Origin of the sequence: Methylobacterium sp. E-045 (assembly GCF_022829685.1) — a bacterium.
Classification (GTDB): domain Bacteria; phylum Pseudomonadota; class Alphaproteobacteria; order Rhizobiales; family Beijerinckiaceae; genus Methylobacterium.
Genome location: NZ_JAKSYE010000076.1, coordinates 37,256 through 63,795, shown reverse-complemented (window position 1 = coordinate 63,795; position 26,540 = coordinate 37,256). Strand labels below are relative to the sequence as shown.

Here is a 26,540-nt window from a genome sequence, read left to right as displayed (position 1 = left end):
AGAGCGGACGAGGCGGGGACGGGCGATCCCCGGCGGGGAAAGCCCTTCTTGTTTCGGCGGCCGTCCCGAATCCGGGAGTCAGGCGATGCGCTTCAGGACCGCGTAGGGCAAACGCGCGAACAACCGGCCGAGATCGATCGAAGTTCCCTCCGGCTGGACCTCGCCGCCCGTCATCAGGTCGATCCAGCGGCTCTCCGCCGCCACCGGCAGGGTGGTGCCGACAAAGGCCTCGCCGGACCACGTCGCGTCGCCGACGAGGCCGGAGACGAGGCGCGGAACCGCCACGAGGAGGTCGCCCTCCCCGCTTGTGGCATCGGAGCGTGTGAATGCGATGACATGGGCGCTCAGTCGGCCCTCGGCCGTCACCGCGATGTGGTCGGCATCGGCGTAGAAGCTGGAGCGCTCCGCCCGATCGGCGAGGAGACGCGCCAGCGTCGCCTGCTTCACCCGCCCGTCCGGCCAGTGATCGAGCAAGGCGGGCAGATCGGCCGTGTCGCTCAGGGCCTCTTCCCGCGCCGCGTAGTCCACCGGGCGGCGGTTGTCGGGATCGACGAAGGAGAAGTCCCAGAACTCGGTGCCCTGGTACACGTCGGGAAGCCCCGGCAGGGTCGCCTTCAGCACCGTCCGGCCGAGGCCGGCGATCATGCCGAGATGGGCGAGCCGCCGGGCGATCGGACGCATCAGCGTCATGAACTTCGCGCCCGGCGCGATCAGCCCGGCGAACAGCCGCTTGACCGCCGCCTCGTACTGCTCGTCCACATTGACCCAGCTCGAGCGGCGCTTGCCCTCGCGCAGGGCCTTTTCGGAATACGCGTCGAGACGGTCGCGGAACTCCGCGATGGCGGCCTCGTCGTCCCCGTCCAGCAATTCGAGCGGCCAGGCGCCGAGGATGGCCTGCAGGAACATCCACTGGTCGTTGGCGTCCGGCGCGGGGCCCTCCTCCATGGCGGTGAGGTGGGTGCGGGCCGACTGGCCGAGGATCGTCCAGGCCTCGGCCCAGACTTCGGGGATCTCGGACAAAGCCAGCAGGCGCGACCGGGCGTCCTCGCCGCGCTTGGTGTCGTGGGTCGCCGTGGTGATCATGGCGTTCGGCCAGTCGCGCGCCCGCGCCGCCTGGAGCGCGTGGAAATGCTCGAGGTCGATGCCGTATTCCCCCGGATCGCCGCCGACCTCGTTGAGGGCGAGGAGTTCCGAGAAGCGGTAGAACAGCGTGTCCTCCAGGCTCTTGGCCATGACCGGCCCGGTGAGCTGCTGGAAGCGGCGGCGGAAACGCAGGATGACGGCGGGGTCGGGACGACCCGGCCCCCCGGAATCGATCCGGCCGAGGAGGGCCTGCGAGGCGAAATCGTGGACCGACCTGTCCGGCAGGGCGCTCCAGCGCTTGGCCTTGGCCACCGCCCCTTCGATGAGGCGGATATCCTCCGCCTCCACGTCGCTCTCGTCGAGATCGCCCGGCAGGTAGGAGCGGTAGGTGGGAAAGCGCGCGATGATCTCGATCAGCGCCCGGCGGATGGCGTTCACCGAGAAGTCGCGGGTGCGCCGGTCCGCATCGGCGATGCGCTTCAGGTCGGCGGTGAGCACTTCGAGCTCGCTGGCGAAGCTGATCTCCAGGATCTCCGCCTTGGCCGCCCGGAGCTGAGCCTTGTAGGGCTCGTCCATGCCGGTGGCCCAGCGATAGAACCGGGTGATCCGGGTGTGCTTCTCCTGGTCCACGAGGATGCCGTCGAGCTGGTTGAGCACGTCGTAGCCGGTGGTGCCGGCGACCGGCCAGGGCCGCAGCTTCTCGCCGGGTTCTAGGATCTTCTCGACCACCACGTAGAAGCCCGGTCCCACGGCGCTCTGCAGGGCGCGCGCATAGCCCTGCGGGTCGGCTAGACCGTCGATGTGATCGATGCGCAACCCGTCGATCCGCCCCTCGGCAATGAGGCGGAACGCGGTCTCGTGCGAACGGTGGAAGATGTCGGATTTCTCCACGCGCAGGCCGGCGAGGCCGTTCACGTCGAAGAAGCGGCGGTAGTTGATGTCGCTCGCCGCCACCCGCCAATGCGCGAGGCGGTAGGATTGCTGCTCGAGGAGCCGGTGGAGCGGCCCGAAACTGTCGGGCCTTCCCTCGAACCCGTTGAGCAAGGTGAGCGTCCGGTCGATGGCCTTGGCGATGGCGGGCGAGGCCTCCACCGCGTCGGCGAGCCGGCGTTTGAGGCCGTCGGCCTCCTCCGGGAAGCCCCGGCGCCGCTCCGGGTTCGTCTCCTCGCTCATGAGCCGCAGACGCTCGGAGACGGACAGAACCTCCGCCGCCGCGTCGTCGCCGATCTCGCCATGCGCCGCCAGGGCGCGGTTGAGGATCGACGGATATTGCAGCGGGCAGATCGGGAACTGATGCTCGTAATGCCAGACGCTGAAGGCCCCGGCCGCCGCGTCGTATTTCAGGTCGAGGGTGCCGTGTTCCAGGGCCTCGCCGTAGCGGTCGCCCAGGAACGGGATGACGAGGTTGTTGCGGGCACCCTGCCGCTGCCAGTCGATGTCGAAGGCATGGGCCAGGGGCGAGAGATCGCCCCATTCGAGGACGGAGAGCCACCACGGATTGTCCGCGCCGCCGACGCCCATGTGGTTCGGCACGATGTCCAGGAGCAGCTTAAGGCCGTGCCGGTGCATCACGTCGGAGAAGCGGACGAAGCCCTCCTCGCCGCCGAGTTCCGGGTTGATCGTGGAATGGTCGACGATGTCGTAGCCATGGGTCGAGCCCGGCCGCGCCTTCTGGATCGGCGAGGCATAGACGTGGCTGATTCCGAGTTTGGCCAGATACGGCACGATCCGCTCGGCGTCGGCGAAGGTGAAGTCCTTGTGGAACTGCAGCCGGTAGGTCGCGCGCGGCGGCGTCGAGGCGAGTCTGGCCGCCCCGGAACGGGGACCGCGTTCCTCGGCCGAGAGGGCGGCGGCGAGTTTGGCCAGGGGGCCGCCCGGCGCGGCGATGGCCTCCAGGCTGCGGTCGAGCTTGCGCCGCCAGTTCGGATAGCCCTCCGTCGAGCCCGGCACGTTGGCCTGGCTGAGTTCCGAGACGACGTCCTCGTACTGCACCGCCGTGAGCATGGACGGCGCCCGGGCGAGGTAGCGGGCCGCCGCTTCGAACGGCGCCACCTCGGGCACGTCGTAGCCCGGCAGCAGCTGCTCGGAGGCCAGGGCCTCGGTGAGGCGGGAGCGTTCGGTGACGCGCTCCCGGCGCTCGGATTCCGCCCGCTCGGCATCGTAGAGGCCGAGGGCCTGACGGGTGTCGGTGTCAACGCCGCGCCACCAGCCGACGAAGGTCGGCAGGTCGTGTGTCGTGATGGCGGTGAGCGCGTCGCGGGGATAGGCGCCGGGGCTCTTGAAGCGGCCGCCATGCTCGCGCTCGAAGGCGAGGATGCGGTAGCTCAGGATGCCTGCCTGCATCAGCGCGTCGGAGAACCCCTCAGGCGCGGTGCCGAGATCCTCGGCGATGACGAGACACTTGGCCCGGTGGCTCTCCAGCCGCAGGACCGCGAGCATCGGCTCGAACGGCATGGCCACATAGGCCCCGTCCCTGGCCGAGCCGGTGACCGGGATGAGGAAGAGCCGGGCGAGCTGGAAGGCGTGGTCGATGCGGATCGCGCCGGCATGGCGCATGTTCGCCTGGACCAGGGCGCGGAAGGCGGCGAGGCCGTCGCGTTCCATCTCGAGGGGGTGGAAGGCCGGGAGGCCCCAATCCTGGCCCTTGGGTGCCAGGAGATCGGGCGGCGCGCCGATGGAGACGCCGTTGGCGAAGCGTTCGGGATGTGACCAGACCTCCGAGCCGCCGCGATCGGCACCCACCGCGAGATCGCGATAGAGGCCGAGACGCATGCCGCTTTCGAGGGCGGCCTTCGACGCATCGGCCAGTTGGCGATCGGCGAGGTATTGCAGCCAGATATGGTAGGTGACGGCCTCGGCATGGTCCTGCGCGAACGCCTCCACGGCCGGCGTCCCGGCACGGCGCATCTCCTCCGGCCAGTCGCCGGACCAATGGGCGCCGAGCGCCTTGTAATGGGCGGACAGGGCCTCGAACGTCCCATGGGCTTCGAGATCCGCCCCGCCTTCCTCGCGGAAGGCCGAGAAGGCGGGATCCTGCCCGGCGCGGGCCGGGGAATCCTGCCAGAACGCCTCGAGCACGGGGGACAGTACGTCCCAGATGCCGGGATGGTCCACGAGGGTCGCGGCCTGGAGGGCGGCGATGTCCGTGGCCTTCGCCGCCAGGAGCGCGGCGGCGTGCGAACCGGCGAAACCGGGCAGCACGCCGGGCTCGATGAACAGCGTCTCGAGGAACAGGCGCGAGGACGGCGAATAGGGCGAGATCTTGCTGCGGTCCGATTCGAACAGGGCATGGACCGGGCTCAGCCCCAGGAACGAGGCGCCGCGGATGCCGGCATCCCGCGCGGCGCGGCCCGCATCGGCGTAGCTGCCGATGCCGAGATTGTGCGGCGAGCGCAGGCCGTAGAGCTGCGCGGCGAGGCCCCAATCGCGCGCGCCCTCGTCGGCATAGGCGGCCGGGCGCCAGCAGCGCTGCGGCGCGGAGATGATCCAGGATTCCGATTTCCGCTCGCCCAGGGCGACGGTGAGCCGATGGTAGCCCGGCGTCAGGGGCGGAAGCTCGATATGCGGTTCGCCCGCCCCCGTGATCGACGCCCTCCCCTCCCGCGCGAGGCCGCGCTCGTCGACGAGGCGCCACGATACGGCGCCGTGTGCCTCCGCAGCCAGGAGCGGGATCGTCGAGGCGCGCCGCGCCTCCACCGGAATCAGCGACGGGACGAGCCCGAGCCGCACGGATTCCACCTCCGCGAGACTGTCGGCGATCTCGTCGTCGGTGCCCGCCGGGAACCCCAGGGCGGCGACCATGCCGCGCCGGGTCTGGATGTCGGTCGCCACGGGCTGGCCGAACGCGTCGGTATAGCCCGATGCGATGCCGAGGAGATCGGAGAGACGTTCGAGGTCGCGGCTCATCGGGCGGCTCCCGTCAGCACGATGCCCGTCCAGGAGGGAAGCTCGATCTCGCTGCCCGTATGACCGTTCGACCAGATCACCTGACCTCCATGGGAATCGACGGCGAGGGGATCCGCGCCGAAATTGGCGACGAAACGCAGGGTGCCGCCCGCGTAGCGCCACGTCACGTCGAGGGAATCCGGGGACGGCCGGGTCACGGCGGCCCCGAGATAGCGGGTCTTCGTCAGGGGCACGACGGACTGGTGCCGGATCTGGAGCAGGTTGCGGGTATCGGCCCAGACGCCCCGATGGGGCTGCCGCTCCGGCTCCGACCAGTCGAGCTTCGAATCGAGGAAGGTCGCCTCGGCGGTCGGATCGGGGATGACCGAGGTGTCGTCGGCGAAGGCCGCGAAGCTCTTGAACTCACGCCGGCGCCCCTCGCGCACCGCCTTGTTCAGCTCCTCGTCCGGCGCAAAATCGACGAAGAACAGGAACGGCGCCGTGGCCGACCATTCCTCGCCCATCCACAGCATCGGGATCTGCGGAGCAAGGAGCAGGCCGGCCCGCGCCAGGCTGAGCTTGTCCGGGTCGCTGAGCGCGCTCAGGCGCTCGCCGAGCGCCCGGTTGCCCACCTGATCGTGGTTCTGGAGGAAGGTGACGAAGGCCGAGGGCGGCAGATGGGCGGAGGGCTCGCCGCGCGGATGGTTGTCGAGGCTCGGGAACGGCTCGCCCTGATAGGCGAACCCTTCCGCGAGACAGCGGGCGAGATGATCCACCGGCTTGTCGGCGAAGCTGACATAGTAGCCGGCATCCTCCCCCGTCAGCAGCACGTGCCAGCAATGGTGGAGGTCGTCGGCCCATTGCGCCGTGTGCTGGATCGGCTGGGCCTTGTCGTCGCGTTCGAGCCAGCGGGCCTGATTGGCCTCGTTCTCGAGGACGAGGTGGATGTGCCGTCCCGGCAGGCGCGTGCGGATCGTCTCGGCAAGCTCGCCGATGAAGTGCTTGGGCGAATCGTCCAGGATGGCATGGACCGCGTCGAAGCGGATGCCGTCGAAATGGTACTCTTCGAGCCAGTAGAGGGCGTTCTCGATGAAGTAGTCGCGCACGACCTTGCCGCTGGTCTCGCCGTCGAAATTGATCCCCGCCCCCCAGGGCGTCTGGTGACGCTCGGTGAAGAAGGTCTTGGCATAGGCGTGGAGGTAATTCCCGGCCGGGCCGAAATGGTTGTAGACCGCGTCGAGGAACACCATCAGCCCGAGCGAATGCGCCTTATCGATCAGGTGCTTGAGCTCGTCCGGCCGTCCGTAGGCGGCATCGGGCGCATAGGGCAGCACGCCGTCATAGCCCCAGTTGCGGGTGCCCTTGAAATCGGCGAGCGGCAGGAGTTCGATGGCCGTAACGCCGAGATGGGTCAGGTCTTCGAGCTTGGCCTCCAGGGCGGCATAGGTGCCCTCCGGCGTGGCGGTGCCCACATGCAGCTCGTAGAGGACCGTCTCTTCCCAGGGGCGGCCCGTCCATTCGCCGTCGCTCCAGTCGAACGCCTTCGGATCGATGACCTCGCTCAGACCCGACACGTCGTCCGGCTGGAAGCGCGAGGCGGGATCCGGCACGACGAGGTCGCCGTCGATGCGGAACCCGTAGCGGGCGCCGGGGCGGACATCCGGCACGGTGGTGCGGCGCCAGCCTTCGCCGGCCTCGGGGATCGGATGCTCGGCCCCGTCGACCACGAGGGCGACGTCCCTGGCCGTGGGGGCCCAGATGGCGAAGCGCACGCCGTCCGCCGCGATGGCGGCGCCGAAATTCATGTCGTGTGTGCGCCGCATCAGACCGCCATCTCGTTCACTGGGAAACCTCGCGGCAGGGTCGCACCGGCCACAGGTGAGAAGGCCATCCGCGAGGGTCTGGTTCCCTCGGCATACGGCTTCGCTTGCGACGTAACGCGCGGGTCGCGGCGGACAACCGCCGGGCGGACGAGTTTTGTGTGCGGCGCGCCATAAAGGCATCATCCCGTGCAGTCCGGAGGCCCGATGCATCCCGCCGCGCCCCCTGCACGTTGAACGCGCGTCGCCTCGCCGAAGACCGGCGGCGAACCCTTGAGGGAGAAAGCGCATGAGCCGCGGATATCCGTCCATGACGGCCCTGCTGGGCCTGCTCGCCGTGGCGGGCTACCAGAACAGAGACACGATCGCCGAGTTTTTGGGCGGCGCTTCGAACAAGGGCACGGCTCCGGGCACATCCGGAGCCGTCACCGACAAGCAGGGCGGGCCCGGTCAGAACGGGGTCGATCAGGGCGGGCTTGGCGGCATCCTCGGCCAGTTGGGAGGCGCGCTCGGCGGTGCGGGAGTGGGCGGCCTCCTCGGCGGCGGATTGAGCGAACTCGTGGAGCGTTTCACCCAGAACGGCCACGGCGAGACGGCTTCGTCCTGGGTCAACCAGGGCCCCAACCAGGAGATCGCGCCGCAAAACCTCGAAAAGGCCATCGGTCCGGACATCCTGGCGACCCTCGCGCAACAGACGGGCCTGTCCAGGGAGGAATTGCTGTCCCGCCTGTCGCGGGACCTGCCCCAGGCGATCGACCGCTACACCCCCGACGGTCGCGTGCCCGCCTGACGCGTCGTCCCCTCCCGGGCGGTCGTCCGCCCGGGAGGCTTTCAGAGCGTCAGAGCAGCGTGCCGCGCAGGATCAGCATCGCCACCGAGAAGTAGATGACGAGGCCGGTCACGTCGACGAGGGTCGCCACGAAGGGCGCGGAGGCCGTCGCCGGATCGAAGCCGAGGCGCTGGAGGACGAAGGGCAGCATCGATCCCGTCAGCGAACCGAAGGTGACGATGCCGACCAGGGCGGCCCCCACCGTCGCCGCCACCAGCATCCAGTGCTCGCCGTAATCGTAGAGGCCCGCCTTCTGCCAGACGACGATGCGGACGATGCCGATCGTCCCGAGGATGGCGCCCAGCAGCAACCCGGTGGGCACCTCGCGCAGGGCCACGCGCCACCAGTCGCGCAGGCGAACCTCGTGGAGCGCGAGCGCGCGGATCAGGAGCGACGTCGCCTGGCTGCCCGAATTGCCGCCCGAGCTCATGATGAGCGGGATGAACAGGGTGAGGACGATGGCCTTCTCCAGTTCCCCCTCGAACCCCTGCATCGCCGTGGCGGTCATCATCTCCCCGAGGAACAGGGCGCAGAGCCAGCCGGCCCGCTTCCGGATCATCGTGCCGAAGCCGATATCCATGTAGGGCTCCGGCAGGGCTTCCATGCCGCCGAAGCGCTGCACGTCCTGGGTCTGCTTCTCCACCATGGCGTCGATCATGTCGTCGACGGTGACGATGCCGATGACGTGGCCCACCGCATCCACCACCGGCAGGGCGAGCAGGTCGTATTTCGAGATCAGCCGCGCGGCCTCCTCGCGGCTGGCGGTGGGCGAGACGGCAAGCGGCCGCCGCCCCGGCGCGACGCTGAGGACGTTATCGTCGGGATTGCCGGAGATCAGCCGGCGCAGGGGCACCGCCTTCGTCAGCGCCTGCGTGCGCGGGTCGAGGACGAAGATCGCGTAGATGGTCTCGCGGGTCTTCTCCACTGTGCGGACGTGGTCGAGGGTCTGCCGCACCGTCCAGTTGCCCGGCACGGTGACGAATTCCGTGGTCATCAGCGAGCCCACGCTCTCCTCGCCATAGGCGCTGAGCCGGTCGATCGTGCCGCGCGTCTCTGCATCGAGCCGTGCCCTGAGATCGGAGCGGCCGGGCTCCTCGATCTCACGGAACACGTCCGTCACCCGGTCCGCCGACATGCCCGACAGATAGGAGGCGACCCGGTCGCGCGGCAGCATCTCGATGATGTCCGCGGCAAGGTCGAGCTCGGGCTGGTCGAGCACCTCCACCGCCCGGTCATGGGGGAGGCCGAGCAGGATCGCGGCGGCGACCTCGGGCGCCTCCTCGTTCAGGGCCTCGACGATGTCGGGCGCCCGTTCGTCCGACAGGCGGGCGGCCAGCACGGAGGGATCGATCTTGGTCGGAAAGGGGGCGATCTGGTTCATGGGCTCACCTCACGGGAGGGTGGCGATCGGCCGTGTTCGGCCGGATCGCGGTGAGCCGCGTGTGAACCCGTCAGGGCGTCAGGCGGTCAGAACGATATCGGCCGGGCGGGCTGGATCGACGGGACTGTCGCTGGGCATGGATGGGGAATTCGGGCTCCAAGGCTTCCGCCTGCGATCCGCCCATGCGGATCACCGAGGGGAAGTCGTCGGCGGCGCCCCCATGCCCTCCGCGACGGGGCGCGTCAAGGTGAATTTCGCCCCGTTCGTCGGACCCGTCCGGGGGAGGCATCGGCCGTCCGGCCGGGCCTTCGTTTCACCGCCCCGAACGGGCGGGGATGCCGCCGGAATCGAGAGCCGAACGGGCACGAAGATGCACCATAGTTCTGAAAAGAAAGAGATTTTTCCCATTCCCAGGGCGAATCTCGGCAATCCGGCCCTTCATATGAAAAATATAAGTCTCGCGCCCGCTTGTATTGTGCCCAATGTATTGCCTATATCAAGGGCGTCGGACACGAAGGAGTTTTGCCATGAGATGGTCTGCTCCCGTTGTTCAGGAAGTTTGCGTCGGCATGGAAGTCACCAGCTACGAGTCGGCGGAAATCGATCCCTTCAACTAAGGGATCGGCGCCCTCACGGGCCCGTGTCACCAAGCCCCATCACCACCAACCAGGAGAAACGTCATGACGTGGTCTGCCCCCATCGTTCAGGAAGTGTGCGTCGGCATGGAAGTCACCAGCTACGAGTCGGCTGAGATCGACACCTTCAACTAAGTCGATCGCAACTAATTCGATCGCTCCCTGAGCGGTTAAACGGGGCGGCATTCCAGCGGGAATGCCGCCTTTTTCGTGCTCGCTCGGTTTCGGTGGCCGGCCATTTCAAAATTTCCCGAACCGTTCCGGCAAGAACTCTGCTAGAACCGACACTTCGGCTCATGAGATAGGGACACGTTCGGGTCCCTGCGGTGAACTCGTCATTCGAGAGAAACACCCCATGACCCACGAGATGCCACAGATGGAATTCTCGGACCTGACCGGACGGGCGACCCAGAACGGCATCACGGTGACCGTGAACGTCTATCGTTTCGCCGGCACGCAGGATCCGTGGACCCTCGAAGTCATCGATCAGACAGGGTGGTCGACCGTCTGGGGCATCACCTTCGCCTCCGACGAAGAGGCCCTCGACGCCTTCATCGAGGCCATCGAGGACGGCGACGGCATGCGCGCGTTCCTCGAACCGCCGCCGACCTTGCACTGACGCAACCCGACATCCGCCCTCCGCCGCGGCACGCAGCGAGCGATGCGGTGGGTCGCGGTGTTGCCGTGCCCCTCGCGCCGACCCTCGGGGGCGAGCACGCCGACGACCATTCCGGTCACCACCGAAGACGCGTGAGCCCCGCATGGAACATCGCAGGGCGGAATGCCCTGTCTATGCGGTGGGCTCACATCCCGTCACATCCCACAGAAAGCGGATCCATCATGAACAAACCCGACATGCTCGCCGAGAACGTCTCGATCGCGGATCTCGCCGGGCGGAAAGCGGACCGCTTCGAATATCTGAAGGGCGTCTACCTCAACATGGTCCCCGACCAGACCCGCAACCCGACCCTGCGCGTTCGCCTGAGCCGGCTCGGATCGGCCGTCCAGCCGGCCTACCGGATCGAGTGCGACGATACCGATGGCCAGACCGTCATCATGGGGTTCTATCAGGGCGACAAGCACAAGCCGCTTCCGAAGAGGCTGCACGATTGTGACGGACCGACCTGGAGCAGCGAGACCATGAGCTACGTCGACCTCCGCACGCTGCACAACAGCCACATCGGGGCATGAGCCGTCCATGATCGAGTTCTTCGACAGGCACGGCAGCGAGGCGGCGTACTGCCTCGACGGACACTCCCTCTACCTGTGGAGCGGCCGGGCCGCGGCCGTCATCCATGACGACAAGGTCTACGCCTATGACGGGCGCTTCATCGGCTGGGCGGACCGGGGCTGGATCTCGGACGAGGACGGCGCCTGCCTCCTCTTCGAACGGGACGCGGTGGGGGGCCCTCACAAACCCCAGCGGCAGGTGAAGACGACGCCCGGTCCGAGGGGCACGAAGCCCGCGCGGGCCGAATTGCGGCAGGCCCCGTCGCATCCCGCTTCCTCCACGGCCTGGTCCCATCGCGTCTTCTCCGACCTGCTCTGACCCGCAACCGCACCCGTTCGCACGATAGGACATCCCCATGACACCGACGAAGAAGCTGGCCCGCGTCCTCACCGACGAGACGGACGGAGGCTATCGCCTGACCATCGAGACCGTGGACGGCGAGATCTTCCGTGTCCTCGCCACGGAAGATCAGGTGAACGACCTCATCGACGAACTCGATGAGCTGATCGGGGACGATGCCGACGAGAAGCCCCCTCTCACCGAGGAGGAAGAGCATGTCGGCGAGGAGCAGCCCTCCTAAGAGTGCCTCACAAAACTTCCGGTCACGGTCGGCTCTCTCTCCGAGCACGGCGGCGCAGCGGGAGTTTTGTGAGAGACACTAAGGCTGGGCCGGCCGTCTCGATGTTTCGGGACGGCCCCCGCTCGCTCTCGCCTGTTGATGACGACCGGGTCGGCGGGGTGTCGAACGTCTCACAGGATGCGGTCCCTGTACGGCGTCGGGGCCACCCAACAGGTGTCCCGTCGGCCGAACACACGATACCGGTGACGGGCGACGAAGCGGTAGACCGGGTCGCGGATCGCGCCGGGCACGAGCCGGAACACCCGGACGAGCCCCCAGGGAAAGCCGAGCCTCTCGTAGATGCTGAGGACGGCGTCGCTGTCTCGACGCATCCGGTCTCCCTCCACGACGAGGAGGCTGGCCGGATCGCCCGGATCCATCCCGTGTCTGCGGCAGAGGGATTGCCCAATCTCGCCCTGCATGGAGGCAAGACGAAACACGGCCTTGCGGTCTCGCTTCAGGACGAACCGGGCATTGGCCGAACACAGGACGCATTCGGCATCGAACAGGATGATCGGGCCGGTGGAGGGCTTTGCCGAGCGGTACGCGGTCATCCGGCGATCATAGCCGGTTTCTGCGGCCCCGGAGACACGCGTCCCGAAGCGTCGGCCGCTTGCACATTCGTCATCGAAAACGGGCCGTCGCCCTTGCGGAGTTCGGAACGGAGACCGGGCCTCGGATTTTTGGCAATGAGACCGGGCCGTGAACGGCAGGAGGCCGGATGGTTCTTCGCCATCCGGCCTCCTGCCGTTCACGGCCGTGGCTCGACGCCGCCGCCGGCCTTGGCGCCCGTGGACCGGCCGCCCCGTCCGAGACCTGCGCCCGACCGCGCTGGATCGGATAGAGCGCTCTAGAGGCGGTAGCGGATCTGGTCGGTCCAGAAGCGTTCGAGGCGGCCGAGGGCGACGTTGAGGCGTCCGAAATCGTCGTCGGAGATGCCGCCGATCGGCTGGATGGTGCGGGCGTGCTTGTCGTAGAGGCCCTGGATGATGTCGTGGATCGTCCGGCCCTTGTCGGTGAGGCTGATGCGCACCGAGCGCCGGTCGGTCTTCGAGCGGGCATGGTGGAGGTAGCCGGCCTCCACGAGCTTCTTCACGTTGTAGGAGACGTTGGAGCCGAGATAGTACCCCTTGGTCCGCAATTCGCTGGCCGTCAGCTCCTTGTCGCCGATGTTGTAGAGCAGCAGGGCCTGGACGCTGTTGACGTCCTCGCGGCCGCGACGCTCGAACTCGTCCTTGATCACGTCGAGGAGGCGGCGGTGGAGACGCTCCACGAGGTGCAGCGCCTCGAGGTAGGAACCATGCGCCGGGCTGGTCTCGGCGGAAGTATTGCTCTCGATCACCTTGGCGGACTGGGACTTCATCGGGATGCCTCGTCAGGGTTCTTGGGTCGGGCGCCGTTGTGTTCGGTACCGCTTATGAAGCCAATCTACGAGTCACGGATGAAAGACGGTTTAAGCGATACGATGAATTTGCAATTTACCTCTGTCGGTAAATGCAAAATGAAAGTAATTCAGTAAGGTGTTGTTTACCTGACCTCGCGTGCCGCAGCCCAAGACAAAGCGAAATAGATCACAATAATACCACCGAGCATTCCCAGCGCCGGGATCGACGTCGGCAGCAGATGCGGCGTCAGGATCGCCAGGGTGACGGCACTCGTGGCGGCCAACAACCAGACCACACCGCCCCAGGCGCTGGTGAGCCACATCCCGATCGCCGCCATGAAGTCGATCACGGCGAAGTAGACGATGACGGTCTGGCGGCCGAGCGATTCGGCTTCGAACGGGCGCGCTCCGGGAAAGACATCGAGGATCGTCGCCCAGGTCGAGACGCCCTTAAGCAGCCAGACCATTGCCGTGAGGCGCATGAACCAGACCAGGACCACGTCCCACCCCGTCTGCTGCACACGCGGCGACCGCTCGATGCGGTCGCCGGCCATGTCGCTGGCGCGCCCGCGGCCGTCCCGCGTCGCGCCGACCTTGGTCAGTCCCCTCATGACGAGATCCTTTCCGAGCCATCAAATCTCGGCGCGTCGCCGTCGGGCAGAGCGGTGAAGGCCTCGGCGATCCCGGCCGGGTCGACCTCGGCCAGGGTGGCGGGCCGCCAGTCCGGGCGGTTGTCCTTGTCCACCAGCACGGCACGGACCCCTTCGTGGAAGTCGTGCCAGTGCATGGCGCGCCGGGCGAGGCGATACTCCGCCTGCATCGCCTCGGCGAAACTCATCGCGACGCCCCGCTTCATCTGTTCGTGGGCGATGGAGAGGGAATGCGGGGAGCGCGTGCGCATCAGCGCGGCGGTCTCCGCGGCGAAGGGCGACCCGTCCGCGTCGAGCCGCGCGAGGATCCCGGCGACGCTGTCGGCGGAGAAACAGGCCTCGATCGTGGCGCCATGGGCCGTGATCGGCCCGACCTCCGGACGAGCGGTCGCGTGGCGGTCGAGAGCCGGTTCGATGGCGCCGCCACCGGCGAGGTCATCCGTGATGGCGTCGAAAGTCTCCGCCGCCGCATGGTGGGTGGCGAGCCCGAGAGCGAGGCCGTCGCCGGCACCGATCCGGGCGCCGGTCAGGGCCAGATAGACCCCTGCGCGACCGGGCAGACGCGGCAGCGCGTGGGTCATGCCCACATCGGGGAAAAACCCGATTCCCACTTCCGGCATCGCCAGGCTGTAGCGCTCCGAGGCGACTCGATGGCTCCCGTGCAGGGACAGACCGACGCCGCCGCCCATGACGATCCCCTCGATCAGGGCGATGTAGGGTTTCGCATAGCGCTTCACATAGGCGTTGAGGTGGTACTCCGCGAGCCAGAACCGCCTGACCTCGTCGTCCAGCCCACGGCGGGCGAGGTCGTAGATCTGGCGGATGTCGCCGCCGGCGCAGAAGGCCCGGCCGCCCCGGCCGCGCACGACCACGCGGGTGATCGCGTCGTCCCGCTCCCATTCCGAAAGGACGCGATACATCGCCGTCGACATGGAGACGGTGAGCGCGTTCAAGGATTTGGGCCGGTTCAGGGTGATCAGGCCGGCATGGCCACGCCGCTCGAACAGGATCTCCGGCTCGTCTGCGCCTGTCATCCGTCGTCTCCGATTGGGGGCTGCCTCACCCTCGGGGCTCGCGGGGGTCCGCGCCTGCGCGCCGGTTCCCCCATGCTCGCAGGGTCGCTTAGACGAACTCTCTTCCGGCCCGTCAACATGGCCCGTCGGCCGGGGGGCGGCGATCGGCCCGGGTTTCGAAGAGTTTTGGGGATGTGTTAGGCCGGCCCCGATGCGCCCGCGACGGGCATTCGAGACGTAGCGATCATGACCGAAGCGACCCCGACCCCGCGTCCCCTCGCCATCGAGACCGCCAAGGCGAGTTCCGCCGCATCGCTGAGCATCACGCAGCGCCCCCGACGCAACCGCAAGGCGGAGTGGTCGCGCCGCCTCGTGCGCGAAAATACCCTGACGGTGGATGACCTCATCTGGCCGCTCTTCGTCATCGAGGGGACCGGCCGGCGCGAGCCCATCGCCTCGATGCCGGGGGTGGAGCGCCTGAGCGTGGACGAGATCGTCCGCGACGCGGAGCGCGCGGCCCGGCTCGGCATCCCGGCCATCTCGTTCTTTCCCTATACCGAAGCGTCGCTTCGCGACCCGACCGGATCGGAATCCCTCAACTCCGACAACCTCGTCTGCCGCGCCGTGCGGGCGGTGAAGAAGGCGGTGCCGGAGATCGGCGTGATGACCGACGTCGCCCTCGACCCCTATACCAGCCACGGCCATGACGGACTGATCGAGGACGGCGCCATCCTCAACGACGAGACGGTGGCGCTCCTCGTGGAGCAGAGCCTGATCCAGGCCGAGGCGGGCACCGACATCATCGCCCCCTCCGACATGATGGACGGCCGCGTCGGCGCGATCCGCGCCGGCCTCGACAAGGCCGGTTTCCGCGACGTCCAGATCATGGCCTATGCGGCCAAGTATGCGAGCGCCTTCTACGGCCCGTTCCGCGACGCCATCGGCACCTCCGCCGCCCTGGTGGGCGACAAGCGGACCTACCAGATGGATCCGGGCAATTCGGACGAAGCCCTCAGGGAAGTCGCCCTCGACCTCGAGGAGGGCGCGGATTCGGTGATGGTGAAACCGGGCCTGCCCTATCTCGACATCATCCGCCGGGTGAAGGACGAGTTCGGCGTGCCGACCTTCGCCTACCAGGTCTCCGGGGAGTACGCGATGATCGAGGCCGCCGCCCTCAACGGCTGGCTCGACGGCACCCGCGCCATGACCGAAAGCCTCCTCGCCTTCAAGCGCGCGGGCGCCGACGGCATCCTGACCTACTACGCGCCACGGGTGGCCGAGCGCCTGCGCGACGGCATCTGAGATGCCCCCGCGGGCGGCTCGCGCCCCCGTTGCGCTCCTGCCGATCGTCATCGTCTGCGTCCTGGCGGGCTGCGACAGCTCCGTCGACCGGCTGCGGATCACCACCTGCCGGCGGACGCTCCCCGCGCTGGTCGCATCCGACCTCTCGCCCCGCCTGCTCCATGTGGGCCGCGGATCGGCACCCGACAGCGTACGCGTCGATTACGCCCTGGGCCAACGCCAGCACCGCATCGACTGCCTGTTCGACGGCGGCGCGGGACTCATCGGCCTCCGCCTGGACCACAAGGCGGTGTCGGGCGGAGCGCTTTTCATGCTTAAGAAATACTATCTCGAGACATTAGATTCCGAAGCAAACGATCCCGCGCCGCCGCGTTAGGCATTCGCGCGGCCTTGGCATTCATATTGCTTGGGTTTGTTTCGGCAGGCGAACGGATCGTCTCTGACGATCCTCTCTCACATCGTTCCCCTGCTGACCTGCAACAACCATCCACCTTGACTCGATATAAAGAATACCAAGCGTCAAGCTTGGTCTGTCCATCCCGAGGATACGATGTCGACAAAACTGAACGAGGTAGATCAGCCGGCCGACAGCCTCTCGATGCTCGTGGAGACATCGACCCAGCAGTTGAAGTCTCTCACTCATCGGAGCGTCGGATCGATCAAGTCCATCACGCGGCGCATGAATCTGCTGGCCCTGAACGCCCTCATCGAGGCCGCTCATGCAGGCGAGCGAGGAGCCGGCTTCTCCGTCGTCGCCAATGAGGTCCGCAGCGTTGCAAGCGAGATCGAGGGTCTCGTCTCGGGCCTCGGCAACGCCCTGGGCGACGGCGTCGACAGCCTGACCCAGGCGGTGGAGCATCTCGCCAGCGAGAGCCGGTCCGCGCGCTGCATCGATCTCGCCCTCAACGCCGTCGAGATCATCGACCGGAACCTCTACGAGCGGACATGCGACGTGAGATGGTGGGCGACCGATGCCGCGGTCGTCGAATGCGCCCTCGCCCCGACCGAGGCGGCCCGGAACCACGCCTCGCACCGGTTGGGCGTCATCCTCTCCGCCTACACGGTGTATCTCGATCTCTGGCTGTGCAGCCGCGACGGCAAGGTCATCGCCAATGGCCGGCCCAACCGGTTCGATGTCGTCGGCCAGGATGTGAGCCAGGAGCCGTGGTTCGCCCGCGCAAAGCCGCTGGCCTCCGGCGACGACTTCGCGGTGGCCAACGTGGCGCGGGTCGCCGCCCTCAACGGCTCGCAGAGCGCCACCTATGTGGCCTCCGTGCGGGAGGGCGGCGAGACGAACGGCCGGCCCATCGGCTTTCTGGCGATCCATTTCGATTGGGAGCCGCAGGCGCGCACCATCGTCGAAGGTGTCCGCCTCGCGCCGGCGGAGCGGGCCCACAGCCGCGTCATGCTGCTCGATGCCGAGAACCGCATCCTTGCCTGTTCCAAGGGCAACGGCCTCCTTACCGAGCGCTATCCCCTCCGCACGGATGGACGGAGCCAGGGAAGCTACATCGATGCAGCGGGGCGCCTCGTCGCCTTCCACGAGACGCCGGGCTACGAGACCTATCGCGGGCTCGGCTGGCGCGGCGTGATCGAGCAATCCGCCTGACCGCGAACCCAGCGTGGCCCGTGTGACCTTGAGCGAAGGCATGGGCCCTCCCATGTCTTCCCGTGAAGGAGAATCGTCTCCCCTCTCAAAGGCTACCGGCCATGCTCAACACGCCCCCAGGCTACGACCCCGCCGGCTATGCCGAGCGCTACGGGACAGGGCTCCCGAACGCCCTCCCGGTCCCCTCCGTCCGGGCGAGCCTCGGGGCGCGCTTCGTCGCCTATCTCCTCGACATCCTCTTCATCCTCGGCTTCACCGCCCTCCTCACCTTGGCGATCACGGTGCTCGGGGTGCTGACCTTCGGGCTCGGCTGGACCCTGTTCGCGATCCTTCCCGCCAGCGGCATCCTCTACAGCGCGGTGACGGTGGGCGGCGCCGCCCAGAGCACCTGGGGCATGCGGATGATGGGCCTGCGCGTGGTGTCCCCGGCGAGTGGCCTGCGGGTGGATTTCATCACTGCCGCCATCCACGCCCTGCTGTTCTACGTCGCCATCTCGACGTTCCTGCTGTGGTTCGTCGATATCCTGTTCGGGCTCATGAGGTCGGACCGGCGCCTGGGCCATGACGTGCTGGTCGGCCTCGCGGTGGTGCGGGTCTGAACCCGCCGGGGCGAAGTCCGGGCGAGACTTCGCCTCTACCGCGACAGGGAGGGAGGCCGGGGAATGCCGAGGTCTCCCCCGTTGCTCGAGAGAGCGGCGTCGCTCTGGTGGGCCTGCGTCTTCCGATCGGGACGCTTGTCGAAGCGCCGCCATACGGTGAGGGCCGACAGCACGTAGTTGCAGGCGGCGCCGATGAGAATGCCCGCGCCCGTAGCCAGCCACCAGATGCCGGTGCCCGTGTAGACGAGGTGGGCGACGAGGATATTGTTGAACGCGCCGCAGGAGCAGGACAGGCAGAAGACCGCGAGCCCGCGCAGGAGGTCGGCGCCGACGATCCGCTGATCCCGATAGGTCAGGATGTTGTTGAGGAAGAAGTTGGCCGTCATCGCCCCGAGCGTGGCGATGGTCTGGGACGTCAGGAAATCGTCGTTGAGGGCGTGGAGCATCAGCCCCAGCAGCGACAGGTGGACGATGACACCGAGGCCTCCGACGAGGGCGAAGGAGACGAACCGGGTCGGAAGCACGCCGAAGGCCGATTTCGCGATGAGAAGGACCGCGAAATCGAAGAGGACCCTCTCGTCGAGCTTGCTCTCCCCGGTCAGCCGGGGGCCGAAGACATAGGGGACTTCCCCGATCTTCAGCGACCGGCCGCCCTGGGCCAGGATATCCGCGAGGAGCTTGAAGCCGTCGCGGCTCAGGCGCGGCGCGGCCTTCACCAGAATGCTCCGGCGCATGAGGAAGAAGCCGCTCATGGGATCGCTGGTCTGAACCCGGAGAAGGGCTCGCACCAGCCGGTTTCCGGCATTGCTCAGGGCTTTGCGCACGGAGGAGAAGGCCGCCACGTCGGGGTCGTCGAGGTAGCGGCTGGCGATGACGACGTCGCACTCGGTCGAGGTCATCAGATCGAGCATCGGCGTCAGCGTCGCCGGTTCGTGCTGCAGGTCCGCATCCATGACGGCGACGAGTTCGGAACGCGCCGCCAGCATCCCCTCGATACAGGCTCCCGCGAGCCCCCGCCGACCGGTCCGGGTGATGAGCCTGATCCGTGGATCGCTCCGCGCCAGATCTTCGACGACGGCGGATGTTCCATCGGGCGAGTCGTCGTCGACGACGATCACCTCGAAACGGAGCGGCGCGAGCGCCGAGGCGATCCGGCCGCAGATGACGGCGATGTTGTCCCGCTCGTTGAATGTCGGGATGACGACCGTGAGGAGGGGCTGATCCGCTTCGGGATCGGACGGTGCCTGGGCAGGGGGAAGCGTCACTGGCGGCCTTTCGCGCCGATCCTGGGCTTCGGCCAGGTCCCATCGAAATGGGTCGCCCGGACGATCCTGAGATCGTGCATCTTGCGCCCGTGGAAATTCAGGCGGATGGGCGCATCTTCCGAGAAGGTCTCGAAATGCCCGTCGAGATTATATCCCACCGCATCGAGGTTGGCATACCTGTCTATGATGACGGCATCCATGCCGCGGAATTTCGCGGCATCGGCGAGATAGGTGAAGTGGATGTTGTCGCCTGCGAGGCACAGCCCGCGGAACTTGTCCCTCACGGCATAGAACGCCTTGGCGCAATCCTCCCAGCGGGTCGCGGCGATGAAGGTGCGCGCGGGATCGAACCCGCGAGCCGTCAGCGCGCTAGGAAGATCGTCCCAGTCGTAGAGTTCCAGCAGGATCGGATCCTGCGACCGGAAGGCCTTGGCCGGTGCGACCCGCTCGGCCCAGCCGGTGACGACGTGGGCCATGAGCAGACCGACCACCAGGATCGTCGTCGCGGCCAGGGTGGCGAGCCAGCGCCGTGCGGCGTCCGGCCGGTGGGAGGCGAGGCCATCCGCCCAGACGCCGACGAGGGGCAGCAGCGGAAGATAGCCCATGGAGGCCCAGTGATAGCCCCGCAGGGGGTGGCTGCTCCAGACCATGACGCCGAATATGAATGCGAGCACGGGCGCGGACATGCAGGCCAGGAGCCAGGGCCCCTCCTGCCTCGGCCCGTGTCGAAGGCCGCGATACAGCATGTAGAGGGCCGGGCCGAAGACGAGGGGATGGACGATCAAGACCTGCGTCAGGGTCCAGCGGAACGCCCGCGTCAGGTTGATGCTGCCGTCCCCACCGGCGCGGGCACCCTGATACAGGAAGGAGACCCAGCCGTGCTCCGCGTTCCAGATGATGACCGGGAGGAGCGGCACCAGCAGGACGACGAGGCCGAGATAGGTGGCAGGGCGCAGGAGCCAGGCCCTCCCCTCGGCCCGGCTCGCCACGGCGACGAGCAGTCCCGGCACCAGGAGGACGGCGAGATATTTGGACGCGAGGGCGCATCCGAACAGGAAGGCGCAGACGTACCAGACCCTGTTGTCGCGAACGCGCGAGGCGGCGAAGTCGATATGGAGGAAGGTCAGGAGGGCCGCGAGAATGAAGACGGTCATCGGCCCGTTGGTCTGGGCCAGGCTCCCGTCCGAAAGTCCGAGAAGAGGTGACAGCAGATAGGCGCAGACCGCGTAGAACCCCGCACGGGAATGGAAGAGACGCGTCGTGATCCGATAGATCAGCCAGCCCGATATCACCGACATCATGAGGAACGGCAGGCGCACGACCAGGGCGTCGTCGGAGCCGAACAGGCGCGTGACGCCCGCGATCGTCCACCATGTCAGCGGCGGCTGGTCGAAGAACGAGAGCGACGGCTGCCTCGCGACGACCGCGCCATAGGTTTCCATGAAGCTGAGGTCGAGAAACCGCACCGCCACGAGCCGGACCAGGAAAGAGGCGATGAGGACGGCGAGGACACGACGGGTGTCATCCGCCGATCCGGCTTCCTCCCGCGAGGGACCGGCCCCGATGTCACTCGACCGGTCGGAGCGCGGCATCGATGTTTCGAGAGCGTTGATGAGACGATTTCCCTATCCGGTCCTGAAACATCGGGTCAACCTCGGCACCGGTCAGTGCCGACGATCCCGTCATGCCGCCTCACGTATCCGGCCCACCGCCGGAAGGCGGCGGGCACCATGCTCGCGCGAACTTTGCCGGCGTGTTTCCGCCCGTCATCGATGACCGCCCCGCGACAACGGGTGCATTCATCCTGAATTGGGTCGGAAACGCGACCGGTCCCCCTATGGCGGCCTTGATACGGGCCGCAGCCCTGCCATGCCAGTCGCCCTCGTGAAAATCGGGCGCCGGGGCGCTCACCCACTTGAGCGCCGCCACGGGGCGGGTACACTCGCCCCGTGCGGGGAACGCTCCCGCCGGCCCCGAGGTCAGCTGCAAGCGTGACGAGCCATCCCCGCGACACACCGCAATTCTATCTGACGGCGCCTTCGCCGTGCCCTTACCTGCCGGGGCAGGAGGAACGGAAGGTGTTCACCCATCTCGTGGGGCGGCGCGCCCGTGACCTCAACGAGATCCTCACACAGGGCGGCTTCCGGCGCTCGCAGACCATTGCCTATCGCCCCGCCTGCGAGACCTGCCGGGCCTGCATCTCGGTGCGGGTGGTGGTGGCGGATTTCCTGCCTTCGGCGAGCCATCGCCGCATCCTCCAGCGAAACGCGGATCTCATCGGCAATCCCGAGCCCAATCGCCCGGCCTCGGAGCAATACGCCCTGTTTCGCCGCTACCTCGACGCGCGCCATGGCGATGGCGGCATGGTCGACATGACCGTGCTCGACTACGCCATGATGATCGAGGACAGCCATGTGGACACCCATCTCGTGGCCTATCGCCGGCGCGGTCCCGATACGGCGATCAACGGGCGGGGCACCGGGCCGACCATGGCCCTCTGCCTGACGGACGTGCTCTCCGACGGCCTGTCGATGGTCTATTCGTTCTACGATCCGGCGGAGGCCCAGCGTTCGCTCGGGACCTTCATGATCCTCGACCATATCCGCCGGGCCGCCTCCCTCGGCCTGCCGTATCTCTATCTCGGCTATTGGGTCGATGGCTCGCGCAAGATGGACTACAAGGCCCGCTTCCGCCCCCAGGAGCGCCTGATGGGACCGGGCTGGCAGCGGGTGGAATAGTCCGCCGCAACGGCGTCGCGGCGAGCCCTGCCTCACGACTCGGCCATGACCCGAGCGCCAACGATCCCCGGCCCGACAGGCCCTGGCGCCATCGGCGTCGCGGACCTGGCTCCGCGTCTCGACGCCCGAGGCCGAGCGGCGATCGGGCGCCGGCGCCGGGTTCACGCCCCGACGCCGCGGGTCGACGGGAATGGATCCCATGGCACGGCGCGCCTCCGCGTTGAGCGCAGGCCCCGCCCATGCTAGGCGCCAGCCTCGTTGTCCCGATCCGTCCGACCCGAGGCGCCCGTATGATTGCCCGCTATAGCCGCCCCGAGATGACGGCGATCTGGTCTCCCGAGAGCCGCTTCCGCATCTGGTTCGAGATCGAGGCCCACGCCACCACGGCGCTGGCCGAGATCGGCGTGGTGCCGAAGGAGGCCGCCGCCACGATCTGGGACAAGGGCCGCGACGCGGTGTTCGACGTCGCCCGCATCGACGCCATCGAGGCGGTCACCAAGCACGACGTCATCGCCTTCCTGACGCATCTCGCCGAGATCGTCGGTCCCGATGCGCGGTTCGTGCACCAGGGCATGACCTCGTCGGACGTCCTCGACACCTGCTTCAACGTCCAGCTCGTCCGGGCCGCCGACATCCTGATCAAGGATGTCGATGCGCTTCTCGCCGCGATCAAGCGCCGGGCGTTCGAGCACAAGCTCACCCCGACCATCGGCCGCTCGCACGGCATCCATGCCGAGCCGGTGACCTTCGGCCTGAAGCTCGCGCAGGCCTATGCCGAGTTCGAGCGCGCCCGCGCCCGTCTCGTCGCCGCCCGCGAGGAGGTCGCCACCTGCGCGATCTCCGGCGCCGTCGGCACCTTCGCCAATATCGACCCCCGCGTGGAAGAGCATGTCGCCAGGGCGATGGGCCTCACGCCCGAGCCGGTCTCGACGCAGGTCATTCCCCGCGACCGCCACGCCATGTTCTTCGCCACCCTGGGCGTCGTCGCCAGCTCGGTGGAGCGTCTCTCCATCGAGGTGCGCCACCTGCAGCGCACGGAGGTGCTGGAAGCGGAAGAGTTCTTCTCCGAGGGCCAGAAGGGCTCGTCGGCCATGCCGCACAAGCGCAACCCCGTCCTCACCGAGAACCTCACCGGGCTTGCCCGCATGGTGCGCTCCTTCGCGCTGCCCGCCATGGAGAACGTGGCCCTCTGGCACGAACGCGACATCTCGCATTCCTCGGTGGAGCGCATGATCGGCCCCGACGCGACGGTGACCCTCGACTTCGCCCTGGCGCGGCTGACCGGCGTGATCGACAAGCTGCTGATCTATCCCGAGCAGATGCAGCGCAACCTCGACAAGCTCGGCGGCCTCGTCCACTCGCAGCGGGTGCTTCTGGCCCTCACGCAGGCGGGCGTGTCCCGCGAGGACGCCTATCGCCTGGTCCAGCGCAACGCCATGCCGGTCTGGCGCGGCGAAGGCGACTTCCTCACCCTGCTGAAGGCCGATACGGACGTCACCGCGTCCCTCAGCCCGGAGCAGATCGAGGAGTGCTTCGATCTCGGCTATCATTTCAAGCACGTGGACACGATTTTTTCGCGCGTCTTCGGTACGGCCTGATCGTCAATCGTACCCGACGTGGCGATCCGCGGAGCACGCTTCGTGCTTCGCGGATCGCGTGGCGGCGAGGCCGCCGTATCTGTCCGGAGAAGAGGAAGTTCGATGTCGCGCATCGTCTACGTCAACGGCGAGTTCGTACCCTTCGAGGCCGCCACCGTGTCGATCATGGACCGGGGCTTCCTGTTCGCGGACGGCATCTACGAGGTGTCGGCCGTCCTCGGCGGCCGGCTCGTGGACAACGCGGCGCATCTGGCCCGGCTTGACCGGTCCCTGGGCGAGATCGGGATCCGCAACCCCCACTCCACCGAAGACTGGATCCGGCTCGAGACCGAACTGGTCCGCCGCAACGGCGTCGACGAGGGACTCGTCTACATGCAGGTGACGCGGGGCGCCTACGAGCGGGATTTCGCTTTCCCGCCGGCCGAGACCGAACCCACCGTGGTGATGTTCACGCAGGCCAAGACCGTGGCCAAGAACCCGCTGGCGGAGCGCGGCGCCAAGGTCATCACCGTCCCCGACATCCGCTGGAAGCGGCGCGACATCAAGTCGGTGGCGCTCCTCGCCCAGGTTCTGGCCAAGCAGGAGGCGGCCAGGGCCGGCGTCGCCGAGGCCTGGATGGTGGAGGACGGTTTCGTCACCGAAGGCTCCTCTTCGACCGCCTTCATCATCACCGGCGGAAAGGTGGTCACCCGCCCGCTCTCCACCGCCCTGCTGCCCGGCATCACGCGCCTCGCCGTCATGCGCCTCGCCGAGGAAGCCGGACTGACGATCGAGGAGCGGCTCTTCTCCGTGGAGGAGGCGTTCGCAGCGGAAGAGGCCTTCTACACGAGCGCGTCCGCCTTCGTGATGCCCGTCATCGATATCGACGGGCGCACATTGGGAGATGGCACGCCGGGGGCGCTGACGAAGCGTCTGCGCGCGTTGTACCTCGAGATGGCCGGGGCCTGAGCGGGTTTTAGCGAAAGCGGCCACCGGTTCTGCGGCCCGGAACCGGCGACACTTCAAGGGCCGACTCGAACCTCGCTCAGGGGCGAGCCGATCCGATCGGCCATCCGGCGGCACGGCAGGAACTGCATCGCCGCCGGAGCGGTTTGTCTCCCGACTTCCTGGGGGACATCGATGCCGACACCGTTCCGTCACGCCGCCTTGCTCGCTTTCGCCCTGACGGCAACGGGTGCCTATGCCCAGTCGCCCGATGCACCGCTGAAAGGGCGCGATACCTCCCCGAACATCCCGCCCTCGACGGAGACGGTGCCGGAGAAGGTGCGTCCGTCCGAGGACGGAACCGGCGGCTCGACCCTGAGCGACAAGCTCGAGAAGAACGACGGCGTCATCACGCCGCCCGGCGATTCCGCCCCGGGCCTGGTGGTCAAGCCTCCCGAGACCGGGAACAGCGGCATGCCGGTGATCAAGCCGGGCCAGTTGCCGGGCCGCGAACCGGGCACCGAAGCGCGGTAAGGCTCGGATGCTCCCAAGCGTTCGCGCCCGGTTTGCTTGATTTCCTGCGAGGGATCGCGGAAAGACCCCGGAGATGCGTGTCGGCTCGCCCTTGCGGCGGGGCGTTTCCACGCGGGCACCGGACAGGTTGAAGTGAATGGCGAACGTCGTCGTCGTGGGCGCCCAATGGGGCGACGAAGGCAAGGGTAAGATCGTCGACTGGCTCTCGGAGCAGGCCGACGTGGTGGTCCGTTTCCAGGGCGGCCACAATGCCGGGCATACCCTGGTCATCGATGGCGTGACCTACAAGCTGGCCCTGCTCCCGTCCGGCGTCGTCCGCGGCGGCAAGCTGTCGGTGATCGGCAACGGTGTCGTCGTCGATCCCTGGCACCTCGTGGACGAGATCGCCCGGCTCCAGGCCCAGGGCGTCGAGATCTCGCCCAAGACCCTGCGCATCGCAGACAACGCCACGCTGATCCTGCCGCTGCACCGGGAACTCGACCACTTTCGCGAGACCTCGAATGCCGGCCTCAAGATCGGCACGACCAAGCGCGGCATCGGCCCGGCCTACGAGGACAAGGTCGGCCGCCGCGCCATCCGCGTGGTCGATCTGGCCGACGAGAGCACCCTGGAATCGAAGATCGAGCGGGTGCTCACCCACCACAACGCCCTGCGCCGGGGCCTCGGGATCGACGAAGTCGATGCCGGCGCGTTGCTCGCGGAGTTGAAGGCGATCGCGCCGACGATCCTGCCCTATGCCACCACCGTGTGGAAGCTCCTCGACGACGAGCGCCGGGCGGGCAAGCGCATCCTGTTCGAGGGCGCGCAGGGTGCCCTGCTCGACGTCGATCATGGCACCTACCCGTTCGTGACCTCGTCAAACATCGTCGCCGCCCAGGCCGCCACCGGCTCCGGCATGGGGCCGTCGGCGATCGGTTACGTGCTCGGCATCGCCAAGGCCTATACGACCCGCGTCGGCGAGGGTCCCTTCCCCACCGAACTCTTCGACGAGATCGGCGAGACGATCGGCGCCAAGGGGCGCGAGTTCGGCGTCAATACTGGACGCAAGCGCCGCTGCGGCTGGTTCGACGCCGTACTGGTGCGCCAGACCGTACGGACCTCCGGCATCGACGGGATCGCCCTGACCAAGCTCGACATCCTCGACGGGTTCGACGAGATCAAGGTTTGCACCGGCTACCGCCTCGATGGACAGGTGCTCGATCACCTGCCCGCCAACCAGGCCGCGCAGGCCAAGGTCGAGCCGATCTACGAGACGATCGAGGGCTGGTCCGGCACCACCGCCGGAGCGCGCTCCTGGGCCGATCTTCCCGCTCAGGCGATCAAGTACGTGCGCCGGATCGAGGAACTGATCGGAGCACCGGTGGCACTGCTGTCGACGTCGCCGGAGCGCAACGACACCATCCTGATGCACAATCCCTTCGAGGATTGAGCGTCCGGCCAA

The 26,540-nt window shown here is 67.7% G+C and carries 25 protein-coding genes; 16 read left to right on the top strand and 9 right to left on the bottom strand.

Annotated elements, in window-relative coordinates:
- Positions 1–78: 78 nt before the first annotated feature.
- Together MKK51_RS12305 and treZ are read right to left on the bottom strand one after the other, a co-directional pair.
- Positions 79–4,989: a malto-oligosyltrehalose synthase gene (locus tag MKK51_RS12305; protein WP_243977409.1), complete on the bottom strand. Its 4,911-nt coding sequence runs from the start codon at positions 4,987–4,989 to the stop codon at positions 79–81.
- Positions 4,986–6,791: a malto-oligosyltrehalose trehalohydrolase gene (gene treZ, locus MKK51_RS12300; protein WP_243977407.1), complete on the bottom strand. Its 1,806-nt coding sequence runs from the start codon at positions 6,789–6,791 to the stop codon at positions 4,986–4,988. Before treZ ends, MKK51_RS12305 begins: the two co-directional genes overlap by 4 nt.
- Before the next feature lie 286 nt (positions 6,792–7,077).
- Between treZ and MKK51_RS12295 the strand changes: the two genes are divergently transcribed.
- On the top strand, positions 7,078–7,578 hold the full coding sequence (locus MKK51_RS12295) for a YidB family protein (RefSeq protein ID WP_243977405.1): 501 nt from the start codon (positions 7,078–7,080) through the stop codon (positions 7,576–7,578).
- A 49-nt stretch (positions 7,579–7,627) separates the two neighbouring features.
- Here the strand turns inward: MKK51_RS12295 and mgtE are convergent, their stop codons facing one another.
- Positions 7,628–8,998, bottom strand: a complete 1,371-nt coding sequence (gene mgtE / locus MKK51_RS12290) for a magnesium transporter (protein WP_243977403.1) — start codon at positions 8,996–8,998, stop codon at positions 7,628–7,630.
- Between the two features lie 527 nt (positions 8,999–9,525).
- Here mgtE and pqqA (MKK51_RS12285) point away from each other — a divergent pair.
- The 6 genes from pqqA (MKK51_RS12285) to MKK51_RS12260 all read left to right on the top strand — a co-directional run bounded on the left by pqqA (MKK51_RS12285) (position 9,526) and on the right by MKK51_RS12260 (position 11,444).
- Positions 9,526–9,615 carry a pyrroloquinoline quinone precursor peptide PqqA gene (gene pqqA / locus MKK51_RS12285; RefSeq protein WP_227437192.1) on the top strand — a complete coding sequence of 30 codons (90 nt, stop codon included), beginning with the start codon at positions 9,526–9,528 and terminating at the stop codon, positions 9,613–9,615.
- Positions 9,616–9,678: 63 nt separating this feature from the next.
- A complete protein-coding gene (gene pqqA / locus MKK51_RS12280) occupies positions 9,679–9,768 on the top strand; it encodes a pyrroloquinoline quinone precursor peptide PqqA (RefSeq protein ID WP_018042171.1) in 90 nt (29 codons plus the stop codon).
- A 220-nt stretch (positions 9,769–9,988) separates the two neighbouring features.
- Positions 9,989–10,252, top strand: a complete 264-nt coding sequence (locus tag MKK51_RS12275; RefSeq protein WP_243977401.1) for a hypothetical protein — start codon at positions 9,989–9,991, stop codon at positions 10,250–10,252.
- A gap of 221 nt (positions 10,253–10,473) precedes the next feature.
- Positions 10,474–10,824 (top strand): hypothetical protein, encoded by a 351-nt coding sequence (locus MKK51_RS12270; protein ID WP_243977400.1) that lies wholly within the window; start codon positions 10,474–10,476, stop codon positions 10,822–10,824.
- A gap of 7 nt (positions 10,825–10,831) precedes the next feature.
- Positions 10,832–11,182, top strand: a complete 351-nt coding sequence (locus MKK51_RS12265) for a 4-fold beta flower protein (RefSeq protein ID WP_243977398.1) — start codon at positions 10,832–10,834, stop codon at positions 11,180–11,182.
- Between the two features lie 37 nt (positions 11,183–11,219).
- Positions 11,220–11,444 (top strand): hypothetical protein, encoded by a 225-nt coding sequence (locus MKK51_RS12260; RefSeq protein ID WP_243977396.1) that lies wholly within the window; start codon positions 11,220–11,222, stop codon positions 11,442–11,444.
- Between the two features lie 170 nt (positions 11,445–11,614).
- Here the strand turns inward: MKK51_RS12260 and MKK51_RS12255 are convergent, their stop codons facing one another.
- From MKK51_RS12255 to MKK51_RS12240, 4 genes are all read right to left on the bottom strand, one after another.
- Complete coding sequence (locus tag MKK51_RS12255) at positions 11,615–12,037, bottom strand: thiol-disulfide oxidoreductase DCC family protein (RefSeq protein ID WP_243977394.1); 423 nt, start codon at positions 12,035–12,037, stop codon at positions 11,615–11,617.
- A gap of 296 nt (positions 12,038–12,333) precedes the next feature.
- Positions 12,334–12,846 carry a transcriptional regulator LdtR gene (gene ldtR, locus MKK51_RS12250; RefSeq protein WP_018042165.1) on the bottom strand — a complete coding sequence of 171 codons (513 nt, stop codon included), beginning with the start codon at positions 12,844–12,846 and terminating at the stop codon, positions 12,334–12,336.
- Between the two features lie 164 nt (positions 12,847–13,010).
- Positions 13,011–13,478 (bottom strand): DUF6163 family protein, encoded by a 468-nt coding sequence (locus MKK51_RS12245; RefSeq protein ID WP_243977391.1) that lies wholly within the window; start codon positions 13,476–13,478, stop codon positions 13,011–13,013.
- A complete protein-coding gene (locus MKK51_RS12240) occupies positions 13,475–14,551 on the bottom strand; it encodes an enoyl-CoA hydratase/isomerase family protein (RefSeq protein WP_243977389.1) in 1,077 nt (358 codons plus the stop codon). Before MKK51_RS12240 ends, MKK51_RS12245 begins: the two co-directional genes overlap by 4 nt.
- Positions 14,552–14,776: 225 nt before the next feature.
- Here MKK51_RS12240 and hemB point away from each other — a divergent pair, with 225 nt between their 5' ends.
- The 4 genes from hemB to MKK51_RS12220 all read left to right on the top strand — a co-directional run bounded on the left by hemB (position 14,777) and on the right by MKK51_RS12220 (position 18,040).
- Positions 14,777–15,832 carry a porphobilinogen synthase gene (hemB, locus tag MKK51_RS12235; protein WP_243977387.1) on the top strand — a complete coding sequence of 352 codons (1,056 nt, stop codon included), beginning with the start codon at positions 14,777–14,779 and terminating at the stop codon, positions 15,830–15,832.
- A 1-nt stretch (position 15,833) separates the two neighbouring features.
- Positions 15,834–16,208, top strand: a complete 375-nt coding sequence (locus MKK51_RS12230; protein WP_243977385.1) for a hypothetical protein — start codon at positions 15,834–15,836, stop codon at positions 16,206–16,208.
- A gap of 174 nt (positions 16,209–16,382) precedes the next feature.
- On the top strand, positions 16,383–17,441 hold the full coding sequence (locus MKK51_RS12225; protein ID WP_243977383.1) for a methyl-accepting chemotaxis protein: 1,059 nt from the start codon (positions 16,383–16,385) through the stop codon (positions 17,439–17,441).
- A 101-nt stretch (positions 17,442–17,542) separates the two neighbouring features.
- Positions 17,543–18,040 carry an RDD family protein gene (locus MKK51_RS12220; protein ID WP_243977382.1) on the top strand — a complete coding sequence of 166 codons (498 nt, stop codon included), beginning with the start codon at positions 17,543–17,545 and terminating at the stop codon, positions 18,038–18,040.
- A 35-nt stretch (positions 18,041–18,075) separates the two neighbouring features.
- On the opposite strand, the gene MKK51_RS12215 is transcribed toward MKK51_RS12220, so the two are convergent.
- Both MKK51_RS12215 and MKK51_RS12210 read right to left on the bottom strand, forming a co-directional pair.
- Positions 18,076–19,305, bottom strand: a complete 1,230-nt coding sequence (locus tag MKK51_RS12215) for a glycosyltransferase (RefSeq protein WP_243977381.1) — start codon at positions 19,303–19,305, stop codon at positions 18,076–18,078.
- The gene (locus tag MKK51_RS12210) at positions 19,302–20,897 is read right to left on the bottom strand and encodes a glycosyltransferase family 39 protein (protein ID WP_243977380.1); all 1,596 of its coding nucleotides are present in this window, start codon (positions 20,895–20,897) and stop codon (positions 19,302–19,304) included. Before MKK51_RS12210 ends, MKK51_RS12215 begins: the two co-directional genes overlap by 4 nt.
- Positions 20,898–21,296: 399 nt before the next feature.
- On the opposite strand from MKK51_RS12210, the gene MKK51_RS12205 reads away from it, so the two are divergent.
- From MKK51_RS12205 to MKK51_RS12185, 5 genes are all read left to right on the top strand, one after another.
- Complete coding sequence (locus MKK51_RS12205) at positions 21,297–22,043, top strand: arginyltransferase (protein WP_243977379.1); 747 nt, start codon at positions 21,297–21,299, stop codon at positions 22,041–22,043.
- A gap of 290 nt (positions 22,044–22,333) precedes the next feature.
- Positions 22,334–23,641 carry an adenylosuccinate lyase gene (purB, locus tag MKK51_RS12200; protein WP_243977378.1) on the top strand — a complete coding sequence of 436 codons (1,308 nt, stop codon included), beginning with the start codon at positions 22,334–22,336 and terminating at the stop codon, positions 23,639–23,641.
- A 102-nt stretch (positions 23,642–23,743) separates the two neighbouring features.
- A complete protein-coding gene (locus MKK51_RS12195) occupies positions 23,744–24,589 on the top strand; it encodes a D-amino-acid transaminase (RefSeq protein WP_243977377.1) in 846 nt (281 codons plus the stop codon).
- A 171-nt stretch (positions 24,590–24,760) separates the two neighbouring features.
- Positions 24,761–25,099 carry a hypothetical protein gene (locus MKK51_RS12190; protein WP_243977376.1) on the top strand — a complete coding sequence of 113 codons (339 nt, stop codon included), beginning with the start codon at positions 24,761–24,763 and terminating at the stop codon, positions 25,097–25,099.
- Between the two features lie 136 nt (positions 25,100–25,235).
- Positions 25,236–26,528, top strand: coding sequence for an adenylosuccinate synthase (locus tag MKK51_RS12185; RefSeq protein WP_056150105.1), 1,293 nt, complete (start codon positions 25,236–25,238; stop codon positions 26,526–26,528).
- Positions 26,529–26,540: the final 12 nt, after the last annotated feature.